Below are 16,433 nucleotides of genomic sequence, written 5' to 3'. Positions count from 1 at the left end.
GCATCAACGTCGACGAGATCCCGCAGCCGCACCGCCTCGCAGAACGCGGCTGGTAGCGGACATGACCATGCTGGGGACGCGCCCGGTGAAAACCGCCACGGGACGTGGCAGGCGGGAGGACTGGTCACAGCTGACCGGGCGCACCGTTGAGGTATGGATGCAGGGGGAGCACATTGCCACCGGCATTGTTGATCAGGCTGCCGACGATGACTCGGTGCTCTGGATCGCCGGCGCCGGCGCCGATACCCGGCGCCTGTTCGATAAATTCAGTGGCTACCAGATATGGGCCTGAACCCGCAGATATCCTGACTGCCAAGGCCTCGGCCGGACCCGTGTCCGCCGGGGCTTTGGCGTTTGTTCGTGCCCGTCCTGATGCCCGGCATTGACTGGCGGTCCCGACGGCGTCAGGCCACGCTGGTTGCGGTTTAACGCGCAGAGTCCTGTCCCCGGTGCCACTGGCGCCGGGGACAGGACTTCGGCTCAACTGAGGTCTGTCCTGTCCGCCCTATCGCGGTTGGCAGGCGCCCTGGTTGTGGGGATGCTTCCGGTTGGGGTCCCACCGGAGCAGTCGGCGTCCGTACAATTCTCGGAATCGTGCCGGGTGACGAGGTCGAATTGGATGCCGCGGTGTTGTTCGACGCCGGTGCGGATGGCGCGTTCGACGACGGAGGTGGCGAGGCGGCGGTGGAGGGAGAGGGGGTCGCGGCGGAGGTCTTTGGTGAGGGCTGCGCAGAGGAGGAGCATGACGATGACGAAGGGTAGTGCTGCGACGATGGTGATGCGTTGGAGTCCGGCGAGGGCTTCGGAGGGGACGTCGCCGCCGGCGAGGAGCATGACGGCTGCGACGGCGCCGGTGAGGCAGCCCCAGAAGATGACGATGGGGCGGCGGGGGTGTTCTGCGCCGTTGGAGCTGAGGGAGCCCATGACGATTGAGGCTGCGTCGGCGCCGGTGATGAAGAAGATCGCGACGAGGACCATGGCGAGGATGATGACGGCGGCGGTGGCCCAGTCGGGCATGCTGAGGTTTTTGACGAGGTCGAAGAGGGCGCCGTCGAAGTTGATGGAGGGGCTGCCGTTGACCATGGTGACCAGGCCGGGGGTGTTGTTTGTGTCGGCTTGTTGTTGGATGTTGATGGCGGCGCCGCCGAAGATCGCGAACCAGATGATGCTCACGACGCTGGGGACCAGGAGGACGCCGGTGACGAATTGACGGATGGTGCGGCCGCGGCTGATCCGGGCGATGAAGAGGCCTACGAAGGGTGTCCAGGAGATCCACCAGGCCCAGTAGAAGATGGTCCAGCCGGAGAGCCAGGTGCGCAGGGCGTCATCGCCGACGGCTTCGGTGCGGGAGGACATTTCGGCGAGGTCCCGGACGTAGTCGCCGACGGCGGAGGGGATGAGGTTCAGGATGAACAGGGTGGGGCCGACGAGGAACACGATCAGGGCCAGGACGACGGCGAGGACCATGTTGATGTTGGAGAGCCATTGGATGCCGCGGCTGATGCCGGAGACGGCGGAGGCGACGAAGCACAGGGTCAGGATGGCGACGATGACCACGAGGACGGGGGTGCCGATTTGTCCGAACCAGCCGTTGGAGGTCATGCCGCTGCCGATTTGCAGGGCGCCCAGGCCCAGGGACGCGGCGGTGCCGAAGAGGGTGGCGAAGATGGCCAGGATGTTGATGAATTTCCCGACGGGTCCTTCGACGACGCGGACTCCGAAGAGTGAGGTGAAGGCGAGGGAGATCAGTTGCCGGCGGCCCAGGCGGTAGGTGCCGTAGGCCATGGCGATGCCGACCACGGCGTACATGGCCCAGGGGTGCAGGGTCCAGTGGAAGATTGAGGTGGCCATGGCGGTTTGGATGGCGGCGGGGGTGCGGCCGTCCACGGTCCCTGGTGGGGGTGAGACGTAGTGGTAGAGGGGTTCGGCGACGCCGTAGAACATCAGGCCGATGCCCATGCCGGCGGCGAACATCATGGCGACCCAGGACACGGTCCGGAATTCGGGTTTTTCGCCGTCTTTGCCCAGGGGGATGTTCCCGAATTTGCCCATCGCGAGCCAGAGGACGAAGACGACGAACAGGGAGGCCAGGAGCATAAAGAGCCAGCCGGTGTACTCCATCACCCAGTTCAGGGCGGTTGTTGAGCTGGCGGACAGGCTGTCCCGCCCAACAAAGCCCCAGACCACAAACGCAATGGCAATCGCGCCCGTGATGCCAAAAGTGACTTTATCCAGGGTGAGTTTGTGGTTGCGGCGGTCCGCAACAGCCCGCTCAGTCCTGGCGCTGCGCAGCTCCTCCATGATCTGCGCGTGCTCTTCCGCGTCAGGCAAACCGGCTGATGCACCGGCGTCTTCCGGGTCCGGCGGGATGGGCGAGCCCGCCGCGTTGACGTCGGCGGGAAGCTCGTTAGGTTTAGGGGTTGATACTTCACTATTAATGGCCATGAGCGGGTCCTTTGCTCGGCGAGTCATGGGCGTGCGATGAACATGGTCTTTGGGGGTGGGCCGGGTGGGGATTGTGGGCCTTGGCCGGGGCGATAACCATGGTGTTGCCGTCGGGAATCCTGCTTGCTCTCACGCAGCCCAAAACCGCTGGGTACAGGGGTCGTCGGTGGCAGGATTCAACCGTCCTTCGTGCGGAGGACGGTGTCAGGCGGGGCTGGGTCCAACCGTTGTGCCTTCCCGGAAGCGGGGTCGCTGAGCGGGCAAGCGTTGTGCATGGAGCACCTCGTTAGGGTCCGGAAGTGTCGTTGTGAACACTGGAGCGGCGCACTCGGAGAGCGTTCCGCAAGAATCAACAGATTTCGCAGTAAGCAACAGAGTGCGCCCCGTCACACCCCCGTGTCAAGGACTTTGGGGTCGTATTTCGGAGACTTTCCTAATGTCACTGTTGTTGCGCATCACGATGAGTGTTGCGTATCAAGCAATTCATCAAACCGAGACACGCAGGTGCTTGCGCTGGCCAAATGGACAGGCTCGACCGCTTTTAACGACCGGCGGCCGCTACCGCCGGGTGTAGCCCATTTTGGCGCTGGTCAGCAGGCCGGCTTCTTTCAGCGTTTCAACCGCGCCGGGGACGGCCTCGGGCTCAAAGCGGAACGCCGGCCCGGAAATGCTGAGGGCGCCAATCACCAGGCCAACATGGTTGAAGACGGGAACGGCCACTGCGGTCAGGCCGATTTCGAACTCCTCATGAACCATGGCGTAGCCGTTGCGGACGACGTTGAGCAGCTGGTGTTCCAGCTTTTTCCGGCTGGTGATGGTCCGCGGCGTCCTCGCCGGCAGTCCGGTTTCCTTCAAAATGCGGTCCCGGTCCGCCACGGTCAGCGCAGCCAGCAGGACTTTTCCGCTTGAAGTGGCATGCAGGGGTGTCAGGCTGCCCACCCAGTCGTAGGTGGCGAGGGTTGCCGGGCCCATGGCCTGGTCCACGTTGACGGCGTAGTTGGAGCGCAGTACGGCCAGGTTCACCGTTTCCTTGAATTCGTCCGCAAGGCTTTCCAGGACGGGCCTGGCCTCCCGCACCAGGCTGAGCCGGCCGGGGATGGAACCTGCCAGCCGCAGGATGCCGAAACCCAGCTGGTACTTCCCGCGTTCGCTGTTCTGGTGGACCATCTCCCTGCTGACCAGCGACCCCAGCAGGCGCGAGGCGGTGGACTTGTGGATGCCCAGCTCTTCCGCGATTTCGCTGACCCCCGCATGGCCGGTCCGCGCCAGGATTTCCAGGACAGCGAGGGCCCGGTCCACGGACTGGACGCCGCCGTGCGGGCCGGTTGGCGCCCCGACATCGGGTCCGGGTTCGCTGTTCATGGGCACAGGGCCACCCTGTCATCCGTTCCGGGCGGGGGCAAGAGCGGGGTCAGGGCCACAGCGGACTGCGCCAGCATCAGGCGTCTACCCGATGCCGCTGCTGTGGGCCATCGCGATGGCCTCCGTCCGCGAGGAAGCACCAACCTTGCGGTAAATGTTCCGGAGGTGGAACTTCACCGTGTTCTCGCTGATATGCAGCTTCGTGGCGATGGCGCGGTTCCGTTGGCCGGCGGCCAGCAGCTGCAGCACGTCCAGTTCACGGTCGCCGAGCTTCCAGCCGGAGACATCGGCCAGCGGACGCGCCGGCGGATCCAGGGGGAGCGAGACGGCGACGTCGGAGCCCCACCCGGACATCACGTCCACGGACATGCGGCCGTGCAGGGCCTCGACGCGCTGGGTGAGCCGCACCATGCTGGGCGCCGCCGCGGACAGTTCGCCTGCGCCGTCGTCGCGGACGTTGACCAGGAGGTTCAAGCCGTCGCAGTCCCACTGCATGCGGATCCGACGGACCCCCGACTGGTCCACCATGGCGAGCACCAGCCCGCGGACGATCGCGCGGGCCGCATGTGCCACTTCGCCGGGCAGCGCGCGGCCGTTCACGGGCGGTTCGATGAACTGCACGTCGATGCCGCTGAAATGCGTGAGCGGTCTCAGGTCTTCGCGGAGGCGCTGGAAGGCGGTGACAACCGGCTCTTCCACCATTTCCGTGGTCCGGTCGCTGAGCGTGCGGAGTCCCACCAATGCCTTGGCGGCGACGTCGGTGGCGGACTTGCGGGCCGCTTCATCGTCCAGTGCGGGGGAGCGCAAGGCCGCGAGCAGGGTTTCGAGCGTGGTGGAGTGGCTGTCCACCAGTTCCGCCGTGACCCGGACCCGTTCAGCGGAGGCCGCGCGGGATTCAATGAGGTACGACGGCGGCGCATCAGCCACCTTTTCGCGGATCCGCTCGGCGGCCAGGGTCCACAGGTAGCGGAGCATCCGCTCCGCCGCCGGGTGGTCCGCAGGATCGGGCAGGGGTTTGGGGTCGATGAGGACCAGCAGGGCATTGCTCGGCGAAGTAAGTGTCAACACGGTGCGGTCCCTGCCGGCCAGGAACGCTTCGCCCTGCCACACCCCACCCTGCGGGGTTCCGGAGCCGGGCAGGGACGCCCGGATATGGTCCAGTTCCGTGATGGTCACTTGGCTGATGATGGCCTCGTCGCCGGCCTTCTTCTGCGGCCGGCCGGTGCATTCCTCGGTGAAGATGACCAGCGCGCTGCTGCCCACGTACGGGAGGGCTGCATCCCTGAGCCGCTGGGCGATGGTGGCCAGTGGCGCCGTGCATAAAGCTGCAACGGCAGCCAGCAGGGGCGGGGCCGCCGTAACGGGTGCGGGGGTGCGGACGGCCGTGGGGGTGCCGGCAACAGAGAAAGGGATCACCCGTCCATTCTACGTTTTCCGGCCATCCTGCCTATCCGTTTGGGTAGGTAAGACCGTTCAATCTTGGCGTTGGACCTGCCCGCCGGGGGAGTCAGGATTAGAAGGTAACTTTCGCTGGAAGGAGGGAGCCGTCAATTGAGCATCATCACGAACACTGATCCGGCAGACACCGATCACGTGGCCCCTGCCGATACCGCCCGGGCATTCAGCCGCAACCGGGAGCTTGTCCTGGCCGAGATCAGTGCGGTGTTCCGTCGTATTGATCCTGAACAGGTGGCGGCCCTGGTGACCCAGCTCAGGCTGGCCGACCGGGTCTTCGTGACCGGCGCCGGGCGAAGCGGCCTGGTACTGAAAATGGCGGCCATGCGGCTGATGCACTTTGGACTGACGGTCCACGTGGTTGGCGAGACTACGGCGCCCGCCATCCGTGCCGGCGACCTGTTGCTCGCGGCCTCCGGCTCCGGAACCACCGCGGGTGTGGTCAAGGCGGCCGAAACCGCTGCCGGCCAGGGTGCTGCCGTGGCCGCGTACACCACCAACCCCGGTTCGCCCCTCGCAGCTGCCGCGGCCGCCGTTGTGGTCATCCCGGCCGCCCAAAAAACGGACCACGGCTCGGCCGTTTCCCGGCAGTACTCCGGCAGCCTTTTTGAGCAGGTGCTGTTCGCAGCCACCGAAGCGGTGTTCCAGAGCCTTTGGGACGCCGACGCTGTGGCCGCCGAGGAACTCTGGCAGCGCCACGCGAACCTTGAATAGCTGACCCAGCCCAGCTTTCCCAACCTCAGCTTTGCCCATTCCAGCTCCCCAACCCAGCAGTCCCACCCAACGCAAGGAAAACCATCATGAAACTGCAAGTTGCCATGGACGTCCTCACCGTCGAAGCCGCCCTGGATCTCGCCGGCAAGGTTGCCGAATACGTCGACATCATCGAACTCGGCACCCCGCTGGTGAAGAACGCCGGCCTGTCCGCCGTGACCGCCGTCAAGAACGCCCACCCGGACAAGATCGTCTTTGCCGACATGAAAACCATGGACGCCGGGGAACTGGAAGCCGAGATCGCGTTCAACGCCGGTGCAGACCTGGTCTCCGTGCTCGGCAGCGCCGACGACTCCACCATCGCCGGAGCCGTCAAGGCCGCCAAGGCACACAACAAGGGCATCGTTGTTGACCTGATCGGTGTCGCGGACAAGGTGACCCGCGCCAAGGAAGCCCGCGCACTCGGCGCCAAGTTCATCGAGTTCCACGCCGGCCTCGACGAGCAGGCCAAGCCGGGTTACAACCTGGACGTCCTCCTCGGTGCCGGCGAAGAAGCCCGCGTGCCGTTCTCCGTTGCCGGCGGAGTCAACCTCTCCACCATCAACGCGGTGCAGCGCGCCGGTGCCGACGTGGCCGTTGTTGGCGGTTCCATCTACAGCGCCAGCGACCCCGCAGTGGCTGCAAAGGAACTCCGCGCGGCCATCATCTAGGCCGCATCCATCCCCGCCGGGCAAAGCCAGGCAGGAAACCACGACGGCGGTCCGCACCTTGGGTGCGGGCCGCCGTTTTGTGGTGGTGCTGGGCAGGCCTGGAGTCGCCGGTGCGGTGCTGCGCCGTCCAGTCGGGTTCCGGCGGCGGGGGTCCTGGCGGGAGGCCTGGTGTCATTTTCCGGTGGGAGGGGTCCTGACCGGAGGCCTGGTGTCATTTTCCGATCACCCCTTGACGCCCCTGTGATCCCCCTCATACCATTGAAGCCACACTAATATATTAGTTTGATAGCAATAGTATTTCAAAGGAGCCACCGTGGTTGAGCAGTTGAACGAGCGACTTTCCGCAGTCGATCCCGAGGTCCAGCAGGCAATCGTCCGCGAGCTGGATCGCCAGCAGTCAACGCTGGAAATGATCGCCTCGGAGAACTTCGCACCCGCCGCCGTCATGGAGGCGCAGGGCTCGGTCCTGACCAATAAGTACGCCGAGGGCTACCCGGGAAAGCGCTACTACGGCGGCTGCGAGCACGTTGACGTGATTGAGCAGCTCGCCATCGACCGCGTAAAGGACCTGTTCGGCGCAGAGTTCGCCAATGTCCAGCCGCACTCCGGCGCACAGGCCAACGCAGCGGCCATGTTCGCACTGCTCAACCCGGGCGATACCATCATGGGCCTGAGCCTGGCCCACGGCGGCCACCTCACCCACGGCATGAAGATCAACTTCTCCGGCAAGCTCTACAACGTGGTCCCGTACAACGTGCGTGAAGACGATCTCCGGATCGATATGGCCGAGGTTGAAGCGCTGGCCCTGGAGCACAAGCCCAAGCTGATCGTGGCTGGCTGGTCCGCGTATTCCCGCCAGCTCGACTTCGCCGAGTTCCGCCGCATCGCGGACCTCGTGGGCGCCTACCTGATGGTGGACATGGCCCACTTCGCCGGCCTGGTGGCAGCAGGGCTGCACCCCAATCCGGTGCCGTACGCCGACGTCGTCACCACCACCACACACAAAACCCTGGGCGGACCCCGCGGCGGAGTCATCCTCGCCAAGGAGCAGTACGCCAAGAAAATCAACAGCGCCGTGTTCCCCGGCCAGCAGGGCGGGCCGCTGGAGCACGTCATCGCCGCCAAGGCCGTCGCCTTCAAGCTGGCCGCCGGTCCGGAATTCAAGGAACGCCAGGAACGCGTCCTGCAGGGCTCCAAGCTGCTGGCCGAGCGCCTGCTCCGCGACGACGTCGCCGCAGCCGGCATCTCCGTGGTCAACGGCGGAACCGACGTCCACCTGGTCCTGGTGGACCTGCGGAAGTCCGAACTCGACGGCCAGCAGGCCGAAGACGCGCTGCACAGGATCGGCATCACGGTCAACCGCAACGCCGTCCCGTTCGACCCCCGCCCGCCGATGGTTTCCTCCGGCCTCCGGATCGGTACCCCCGCCCTCGCCACCCGTGGCTTCGGCGCCGCTGAATTCACCGAAGTCGCGGACATCATCGCGACGGCGCTGATCGCCGCTGCAGGCAACGGCGCCGTGGCGGGCGAATCCCTCAGCGAGGCCACCGCCGTCGAACTCCGCTCCCGGGTCACCGCACTGGCCAACGCGTTCCCGCTCTACCCCCACCTGGTCAACGGCACCGAAATCGCAGCGTTCGAAGCAGACCTGATCGGAGCAGCCCAGTGAGCACCCACCAGCTTCCGGAGCACCCGGATTTCCTCTGGCGCAACCCGGAGCCCAAGTCCTCCTACGACGCCATCATCGTGGGCGGCGGCGGGCACGGCCTGGCCACTGCGTACTTCCTGGCCAAGAACTTTGGCATGACCAACATCGCCGTCCTGGAAAAGGGCTGGCTGGCCGGTGGCAACATGGCCCGCAACACCACCATCATCCGTTCCAACTACCTCTGGGACGAGAGCGCGGCCATGTACGAAAAGGCGCTCAAGCTGTGGGAGGTCCTGCCGGAGGAATTGGAATACGACTTCCTCTTCAGCCAGCGCGGCGTGATGAACCTCGCCCACACCCTGGGCGATGTCCGTGAAAGCATGCGCCGCGTGGGCGCCAACAAGCTCAACGGTGTGGACGCTGAATGGCTGGACCCGAAGCAGGTCAAGGAACTCTGCCCCATCCTGAACATCAACGACAACATCCGGTACCCCGTGATGGGAGCCACCTACCAGCCCCGCGCGGGCATCGCCAAGCACGACCACGTCGCATGGGCCTTTGCCCGGAAGTGTGACGAGCTGGGCGTGGACATCATCCAGAACTGCGAGGTCACCGGCTTCCTCAAGGACGGCAACCGCGTGGTAGGCGTCAAGACCAACCGCGGCACCATCAACACCGAGAAGGTTGGCCTCTGCGCCGCCGGGCACAGCTCGGTCCTGGCCGAAATGGCGGGCTTCCGGCTCCCCATCCAGTCCCACCCGCTCCAGGCGCTGGTCTCGGAGCTGCACGAACCCGTCCACCCCACCGTGGTGATGTCCAACCACGTGCATGTCTACGTTTCGCAGGCACACAAGGGCGAACTGGTCATGGGCGCCGGCGTGGACTCCTACAACGGCTACGGCCAGCGCGGGTCCTTCCACGTGATCGAAAACCAGATGGCTGCCGCCGTCGAACTCTTCCCCATTTTCGCCCGTGCACACGTGCTGCGGACCTGGGGCGGCATCGTCGACACCACCCTGGACGCCTCGCCGATCGTGGGCACCACCCCGGTGGAGAACATGTTTGTGAACTGCGGCTGGGGAACCGGCGGCTTCAAGGGCACCCCCGCTGCCGGACTCACGTTTGCGCACACCATCGCCACGGGCGCCCCGCACGAGCTGAACAAGCCGTTCGCGCTGGAACGCTTCGAAACCGGAGCCCTGATCGACGAACACGGCGCTGCCGCCGTGGCCCACTAGCCGCCGTCCCCTAGAAAGAAGACGCACATGCTGCTCATTTCATGCCCCAACTGCGGCTCGCGCGACGAGACCGAGTTCCACTACGGCGGCCAGGCCCACGTTCCCTACCCGGAAGTCCCCAGCGAACTGAACGACCGCGAATGGTCCGAGTACCTGTTCTACCGCGACAACACCAAGGGCACCTTCGCCGAGCGGTGGCTGCACAGCACCGGCTGCCGGCAGTGGTTCAACATGCTCCGCGACACCGTCACCTATGACATCCAGGCCATCTACCCGATGGGTTCGGCCCGCCCGGATTCGGCCGGCGCGCCGACCCCTGATTCCGGCACCGCCAGCCTCGCTCCGGACAGCACCACCACCGGGACCGCCGCGCCGGACGTCACCGGCACCAGCATCTCTCCCGCCACCGCCCCGGAAGGAGCAACCAAGTGACTTCCCAGAACGCCCGCCTCGCTGCCGGCGGACGCATCGACCGCAGCATCTCCTGGCGTTTCACCGTAAACGGCGAGGAATTCGTTGGCCACCCGGGCGATACGCTGGCCTCGGCCCTGCTGGCCAACGGCCGCGTCGCCGTCGGCAACTCCCTCTATGAGGACCGCCCCCGCGGCATTATGTCCGCCGGTGTGGAGGAAGCCAACGCCCTGGTCCGGATCGAACCCCGGTTCCCCGGCCACGTGGCCGAGTCCATGCTGCCCGCCACCACCATCACCCTGGTGGATGGCCTGAAGGCGGACCTGCTCAACGGACTGGGCCGCCTGGATCCTGAAGAGGACCACGCCCAGTACGACAAGAAGTACGTCCACACCGACGTCCTGGTGATTGGCGGCGGCGCCGCCGGCCTCGCAGCCGCCCGCGAAGCCGTCCGCACCGGCGCCCGCGTGATGCTGATGGATGACCAGCCCGAACTTGGCGGCTCGCTCCTCTCCGGCTCAACCGCGCCCGGCCTGGCCGAAACCATCGAGGGCAAGCCCGCCCTGGAATGGGTGGCGGATGTCGAGGCCGAACTCGTCTCCGCCACGGAATCCACCGTCCTGAACCGCACCACCGCGTTCGGCGCCTACGACGCCAACTACGTCATCGCAGTCCAGAACCGGACCGACCACCTCTCCAGCCCGGCGGCTTCCGGTGTCTCCCGCCAGCGGATCTGGCACGTCCGCGCCAGCCAGGTGATCCTGGCCCCCGGCGCCCACGAACGGCCCCTGGTCTTCGAGAACAACGACCGCCCCGGCATCATGCTCGCCTCGGCCGTCCGCACCTACCTCAACCGCTACGCCGTAGCCGCCGGCCAGCGCACCGTCATCAGCACCACCAATGACAGCGCCTATGCCGTGGCCGCAGACCTCGCCGCCGCCGGCGTCAAGGTTGCCGCCATTGTGGACGCCCGCCCCGTGCTCAGCGGCGTGGCAGCCGCCGCCGTTGAAGCCGGCATCCGGGTGCTGATCGGCAGCGCCGTGGCGGACACCTCCGCCGGCGCGGATTCCCGCCTGGACGGCGTGACCGTCCGCAGCATCAACGAGGACGGCGAACTCACCTCCGGCGTCGAACAGATCGCCTGCGACCTGCTGGCCGTCTCCGGTGGCTGGAGCCCGCTGGTGCACCTCCACTCGCAGCGGCAGGGCAAGCTGCGCTGGGATGATGACCTCGCGGCATTTGTGCCGAGCACCGTGGTTCCCAACCAGCAGAGCGTCGGTTCCGGCCGCGGCAGCTTCGACCTGGCCGACTGCCTGGCCGAAGGCATTTCCGCGGGCGCCGCGGCAGCGATCGCCGCCGGCTTCGAATCCGCCGTTGTCCCCGTTCCGCTGCAGGACGTGAAGGCTTCGGCCCCCACCCGCCAGCTGTGGCTGGTACCCGGCACGGCAGGCACCCCGGACGACTGGCACCACCACTTCGTTGACTTCCAGCGGGACCAGTCAGTGGCTGACGTGCTGCGGTCCACGGGTGCAGGCATGCGGTCGGTGGAGCACATCAAGCGCTACACCTCCATCAGCACCGCCAACGACCAGGGCAAAACCTCCGGCGTCAACGCGATCGGTGTCATCGCCGCCGCACTGCGTACTGCCGGCGAAGCGGCCCGCGGCATCGGCGACATCGGCACCACCACCTACCGGGCGCCGTTCACCCCCGTGGCCTTCGCAGCATTGGCCGGACGCCAGCGCGGCGAACTCTTCGACCCCGCCCGCGTCACCTCGATCCACCCCTGGCACGTGGCCAAGGAAGCCCTGTTCGAGGACGTCGGGCAGTGGAAGCGCCCCTGGTACTACCCGCAGGGCGGGGAGGACATGGACGCAGCAGTGCTGCGCGAATGCGCCGCCGTCCGCGAATCCGTGGGCTTTATGGATGCCACCACCCTGGGCAAGATCGAAATCCGCGGCAAGGACGCCGGCGAGTTCCTCAACCGGATCTACACCAACGCTTTCAAGAAGCTCGCCCCGGGTTCCGCCCGCTACGGCGTGATGTGCATGGCTGACGGCATGATCTTCGACGACGGCGTGACCCTGCGCCTGGACGAGGACCGGTTCTTTATGACCACCACCACCGGTGGCGCCGCGAAGGTGCTGGACTGGCTGGAGGAATGGCTGCAGACCGAATGGCCGGAGCTGGATGTGCACTGCACCTCGGTCACCGAACAGTGGAGCACCATCGCCGTCGTCGGGCCCAAGTCCCGCGAAGTGATCGCCCGGGTGGCCCCGGAACTCGCCGCCAACGGTGGCCTGGAGCCGGAAGCCTTCCCGTTCATGACCTTCCGCGAAACCACGCTGGCCTCCGGCGTGCAGGCCCGGGTCTGCCGGATCTCGTTCTCCGGTGAACTGGCTTACGAAATCAACGTACCCGCCTGGTACGGCCTGAACACCTGGGAGTCCGTGGCGGCTGCCGGGGCCGAGTTCAACATCACCCCTTACGGCACGGAAACCATGCACGTGCTCCGCGCCGAAAAGGGCTACCCGATTGTTGGCCAGGACACCGACGGCACCGTCACCCCGCAGGATGCCGGGATGGAATGGATCATCTCCAAGGCCAAGGACTTCATCGGCAAGCGCTCCTACACCCGCGAGGACGCACAGCGTACGGACCGCAAGCACCTGGTAAGCGTCCTTCCGGTCGACAAAACCCTGCGGCTGCCCGAGGGCACCCAGCTGGTGGAGAAGGGGATCAACACCAACCCCGCAGACGGACCCGTCCCCATGCAGGGCTTCGTGACCTCCAGCTACCACAGCGCCGCCCTGGGCCGGTCGTTTGCGCTCGCACTGATCACTAACGGCCGCAACCGCATCGGTGAGACCCTGCTGGCCGCCGCAGGCGACCAGCTGGTTGATGTTGTTGTCGCAGAAACCGTACTTTTTGACCCCGAAGGGACCCGCAAAGATGGCTAACACAGCAGCACTCGAAGGCATCAATGGACTCCGGGACATCCGCCGCAGCCCGGCCTCACACCTGGCCCCCGCACTGGAAGCCGGGTCCATCGAAGGAACCGTCGTCCTGAAGGAGGGCCCGTTCCAGACCATGGCCGGCGTCCGCGTCGACCCCGGATCCGAAGCCGGCTCGCGCATCGCCTCCGTTGTTGGCGGCCTGCCGGCACGGTGCGGGGAAGTGGGCGGCACGGAGCGTGCCAGCGTGCTCTGGCTGGGACCGTCCGAGTTCCTGATGGTGGCGCCCGAAGAGGCCCACGACTCCCTGGGCGGCGACCTGATCGGTTCACTCGTGGCCGCCCTGGGCGATGCACCCGGGCAGGTGGTGGACCTCTCCGCCAACCGCACCACGTTCGAACTCACCGGACCGCGCGCCCGCGCCGTCCTGGAAAAGGGCTGCGCGCTGGACCTGCACCCCCGCACCTTCACCGCAGGGACAGCACTGAACACCGAAGTGGGCTTCATTCCGGTCATCCTGCTGAAGTCCGGCGAGGAGAGCTACCGGCTCTTCCCCCGCGCTTCGTTTGCGGACTTCCTTGGCAGGTGGCTCCTGGATGCAATGAGGGAGTTCGCTTCCCCCGAGGTCCCCTGATGGCACTTAGTGCCCTGGATCTTTTCTCTGTTGGCATCGGGCCGTCGTCCTCACACACGGTCGGCCCGATGCGGGCAGCGAAGCTGTTCGCCGAAGGACTCAAGGCCGACGGCTACCTCAGCGATACAGTCCGGGTCCAGTCGGAGCTCTTCGGCTCGCTCGGCGCCACGGGCCGCGGCCACGGCTCCGACAAGGCAGTGGTCCTGGGCCTGCAGGGCCTCGACCCGGAAACGGTGAACACCGCTACGGCTGACGACCAGGTGGCTGCCGCCGCCCTGGACGCCGAGCTCCTGATCGGCGGAAACCACCGGGTGGACTTCAACTGGGACGAGGACGTGGTGCTGCACCGCCGGAAGTCGCTGCCCGCGCACCCCAACGGCATGACCTTCCGCGCACTGGACCACACCGGGTCCGTCCTCAGCGAGCGGAGCTTTTATTCCATTGGGGGCGGCTTCGTTGTTGACGGCGATGCCGGCCCCGGTGACCAGGTGGTGGCGGACGAAACTCCGCTGCCGTACCCCTTCACCACGGCCGATGAGCTGCTGGCCATCTGCCGCCGCGAAGGAATGTCCATCTCCGACGTCATGCTGGCCAACGAACTGGTGTGGCGCAGCGAGGCGGAGCTCCGGGAGAGCCTGCTGAAGCTGTGGGCCGTGATGCGCGAATGTGTTGACAACGGCTGCGCGGCGGAAGGCATCCTTCCCGGCGGACTCAAGGTCCGGCGCCGGGCGCCGTCGTTGTTCCGCACGCTGACCGCGGACACCGGCGTCACTGATCCGCTCCGGGCCATGGAATGGGTCAACCTGTTCGCACTGGCGGTCAACGAGGAAAACGCCGCCGGCGGGCGCATCGTCACGGCCCCCACCAACGGCGCTGCCGGAATCGTGCCCGCCGTGCTTCACTACTACATCAAATTTGTTCCGGGAGCCGACGACGACGGTGTGGTCCGCTTCCTGCTGGCGGCGGCCGCCGTCGGAATCCTCTTCAAGATCAACGCCTCCATTTCCGGAGCCGAAGTCGGGTGCCAGGGTGAGGTGGGCTCGGCCTGCTCCATGGCAGCTGCCGGGCTCTGCGAGGTGCTGGGCGGAACCCCCGAACAGGTGGAGAACGCCGCCGAAGTGGGGATCGAACACAACCTCGGCCTGACCTGCGACCCTGTTGGCGGCTTGGTGCAGATTCCCTGCATCGAACGGAACGCGATCGCCAGCGTGAAGGCCATCAATGCTGCGCGGCTGGCGCTGCACGGCGATGGCAGCCACAAGGTGTCGCTGGATAAAGCCATCAAAACCATGCGTGAGACAGGAGCGGACATGAAAACCAAATACAAGGAGACCTCCCGCGGAGGACTCGCCGTCAACGTGATTGAGTGCTGAGCCATGACTGCCATTGAGGCTGAGACCTCCGCCCCCACCACCGTGGAGCATGTCCTGACGCTGGACTGCAGCGAATCGCCGGGTATTGTCCACGCCGTTTCCGGGTTCCTGCTGGAACACGGCTGCGACATCATCGACAACCAGCAGTTCGGCGAACGCTCCGAAAAGCACTTCTTTATGCGGGTGCACTTCTCGTCCGACGGCGATGCCACCACCGCGGAAACGCTGCGGGCGGCTTTCACCCCCGTCGCCGAACGCTTCGGCATGAGCTGGCGGCTGGAACGGCACGGCTCCAAGCGCCGGGTGCTGATCATGGTCTCCAAGTTCGGGCACTGCCTCAACGACCTGCTGTTCCGCGCCCGGATCGGCGAACTGCCCATTGAAGTGGTCGCAGTGGTGTCAAACCACACCGACCACCAGACCCTGGTGGAATGGCACGGCATCCCGTTCTTCCACGTGCCGGTCACCGCCGCCACCAAGCCTGAGGCGGAAGCCAGGCTGCTGGAGCTCGTGGACGAGCTCGACGTCGAACTGGTGGTGCTGGCCCGCTACATGCAGGTCCTCAGCGACAGCCTTACCCGCAAGCTCGAGGGCCGGGCCATCAACATCCACCACTCATTCCTGCCCAGCTTCAAGGGCGCCAAGCCGTACCACCAGGCCTACGCCCGCGGTGTGAAGACGGTAGGAGCCACCGCGCACTACGTCAACGCGGAACTGGACGAGGGACCAATCATCGCCCAGCAGACGGTGGAAGTGGACCACACCTTCGGGCCCGAGGACCTGGTGGCTGCCGGCCGCGACACCGAATGCAAGGCACTGAGCAACGCCGTGCGCTGGCACTGCGAAGGCCGGGTGATCCTGCAGGGCAGCCGGACAGTGGTGCTCGGCTGAAACACGATTTCCTGTCGTAAAGCCCGGGCCGCCCCACACCTTTCCTTGCGGAAGGCGAGGGGCGGCCCTGTTTTTTGTTGTTTCGGGGAAACCTGCGTCCTAGACGCCCAGGGCTTCCTTCAGTGCGGCGACGTGGCCGGTTGCCTGCACCTGGTACTGCGCCAGGGTGACGTTGCCCTGGGGGTCCAGCACCACGGTGGAGCGGACGATGCCTTCGACGATTTCGCCGTTGACCAGCTTTTCGCCCCAGGCGCCGTAAGCCAGGGCCACTTTGTGGTCCTCGTCGGAGAGCAGCGGGAAGGTCAGGGAGAAGTCGCCGGTGAAGCCGGCCAGGGCTTCGGGGGCGTCAGGGGAGATCCCGATGACCTCATAACCCTTGCCCTGCAGCGAGGCCAGGTTGTCGCGGAAATCGCAGGCCTCGGTGGTGCAGCCGGGGGTGGCCGCCTTGGGGTAGAAGTACACGATCACGTTTTTGCCGCGGTAATCGGCGAGGGCCGTCGCGTTGCCCTGGGCATCCTTCAGGGTGAAGTCGGGGGCCTGGGTGCCGGGCTGAAGCTTGGTGGTCAGGGTGGGGCTCATGGCGTTCCTTTTGAAGAAT

At 66.1% G+C, this 16,433-nt stretch carries 14 protein-coding genes; 10 read left to right on the top strand and 4 right to left on the bottom strand.

The features are described 5' to 3' along the window. The coding region (locus QRN07_RS18870; protein ID WP_350224304.1) for a hypothetical protein at window positions 1-292 on the top strand (292 nt) is incomplete at its 5' end. A gap of 188 nt (window positions 293-480) precedes the next feature. Here QRN07_RS18870 and QRN07_RS18865 read toward each other — a convergent pair. From QRN07_RS18865 to QRN07_RS18855, 3 genes are all read right to left on the bottom strand, one after another. Further along, window positions 481-2,445 (bottom strand): BCCT family transporter, encoded by a 1,965-nt coding sequence (locus tag QRN07_RS18865; RefSeq protein ID WP_285241887.1) that lies wholly within the window; start codon window positions 2,443-2,445, stop codon window positions 481-483. Window positions 2,446-3,003: 558 nt separating this feature from the next. Continuing rightward, window positions 3,004-3,807, bottom strand: a complete 804-nt coding sequence (locus QRN07_RS18860) for an IclR family transcriptional regulator (protein ID WP_056598575.1) — start codon at window positions 3,805-3,807, stop codon at window positions 3,004-3,006. Window positions 3,808-3,891: 84 nt separating this feature from the next. Next, window positions 3,892-5,220 carry a LuxR C-terminal-related transcriptional regulator gene (locus QRN07_RS18855; protein WP_502934801.1) on the bottom strand — a complete coding sequence of 443 codons (1,329 nt, stop codon included), beginning with the start codon at window positions 5,218-5,220 and terminating at the stop codon, window positions 3,892-3,894. Window positions 5,221-5,358: 138 nt separating this feature from the next. On the opposite strand from QRN07_RS18855, the gene hxlB reads away from it, so the two are divergent. The 9 genes from hxlB (at window position 5,359) to purU (ending at window position 15,835) form a co-directional block, all read left to right on the top strand. After that, the gene (hxlB, locus tag QRN07_RS18850) at window positions 5,359-5,976 is read left to right on the top strand and encodes a 6-phospho-3-hexuloisomerase (protein ID WP_502934800.1); all 618 of its coding nucleotides are present in this window, start codon (window positions 5,359-5,361) and stop codon (window positions 5,974-5,976) included. Between the two features lie 86 nt (window positions 5,977-6,062). After that, window positions 6,063-6,686 (top strand): 3-hexulose-6-phosphate synthase, encoded by a 624-nt coding sequence (gene hxlA / locus QRN07_RS18845; RefSeq protein WP_050686032.1) that lies wholly within the window; start codon window positions 6,063-6,065, stop codon window positions 6,684-6,686. A 313-nt stretch (window positions 6,687-6,999) separates the two neighbouring features. Then, window positions 7,000-8,355, top strand: a complete 1,356-nt coding sequence (gene glyA / locus QRN07_RS18840; protein ID WP_285241886.1) for a serine hydroxymethyltransferase — start codon at window positions 7,000-7,002, stop codon at window positions 8,353-8,355. Beyond that, window positions 8,352-9,572: a sarcosine oxidase subunit beta family protein gene (locus QRN07_RS18835; RefSeq protein ID WP_050686024.1), complete on the top strand. Its 1,221-nt coding sequence runs from the start codon at window positions 8,352-8,354 to the stop codon at window positions 9,570-9,572. Before glyA ends, QRN07_RS18835 begins: the two co-directional genes overlap by 4 nt. 27 nt (window positions 9,573-9,599) lie before the next feature. Then, a complete protein-coding gene (locus QRN07_RS18830) occupies window positions 9,600-10,004 on the top strand; it encodes a sarcosine oxidase subunit delta (protein WP_050686022.1) in 405 nt (134 codons plus the stop codon). Beyond that, window positions 10,001-12,943 carry a sarcosine oxidase subunit alpha family protein gene (locus QRN07_RS18825; protein WP_285241885.1) on the top strand — a complete coding sequence of 981 codons (2,943 nt, stop codon included), beginning with the start codon at window positions 10,001-10,003 and terminating at the stop codon, window positions 12,941-12,943. Before QRN07_RS18830 ends, QRN07_RS18825 begins: the two co-directional genes overlap by 4 nt. Next, window positions 12,936-13,571: a sarcosine oxidase subunit gamma gene (locus QRN07_RS18820; protein WP_050686019.1), complete on the top strand. Its 636-nt coding sequence runs from the start codon at window positions 12,936-12,938 to the stop codon at window positions 13,569-13,571. The genes QRN07_RS18825 and QRN07_RS18820 overlap by 8 nt, the downstream gene beginning before the upstream one ends. Next, entirely contained in the window at window positions 13,571-14,944 is a 1,374-nt protein-coding gene (locus QRN07_RS18815; protein WP_056598566.1) for an L-serine ammonia-lyase, read from the top strand. The genes QRN07_RS18820 and QRN07_RS18815 overlap by 1 nt, the downstream gene beginning before the upstream one ends. A 3-nt stretch (window positions 14,945-14,947) precedes the next feature. Then, window positions 14,948-15,835: a formyltetrahydrofolate deformylase gene (purU, locus tag QRN07_RS18810; protein WP_050686016.1), complete on the top strand. Its 888-nt coding sequence runs from the start codon at window positions 14,948-14,950 to the stop codon at window positions 15,833-15,835. A 99-nt stretch (window positions 15,836-15,934) separates the two neighbouring features. Here the strand turns inward: purU and bcp are convergent, their stop codons facing one another. Beyond that, window positions 15,935-16,414 (bottom strand): thioredoxin-dependent thiol peroxidase, encoded by a 480-nt coding sequence (bcp, locus tag QRN07_RS18805; protein WP_050686015.1) that lies wholly within the window; start codon window positions 16,412-16,414, stop codon window positions 15,935-15,937. Between the last annotated feature and the right edge of the window lie 19 nt (window positions 16,415-16,433).

The organism is Pseudarthrobacter sp. MEB009 (assembly GCF_030208875.1).
GTDB lineage: Bacteria > Actinomycetota > Actinomycetes > Actinomycetales > Micrococcaceae > Arthrobacter.
This window is presented reverse-complemented; position numbering and strand designations above follow the sequence as displayed.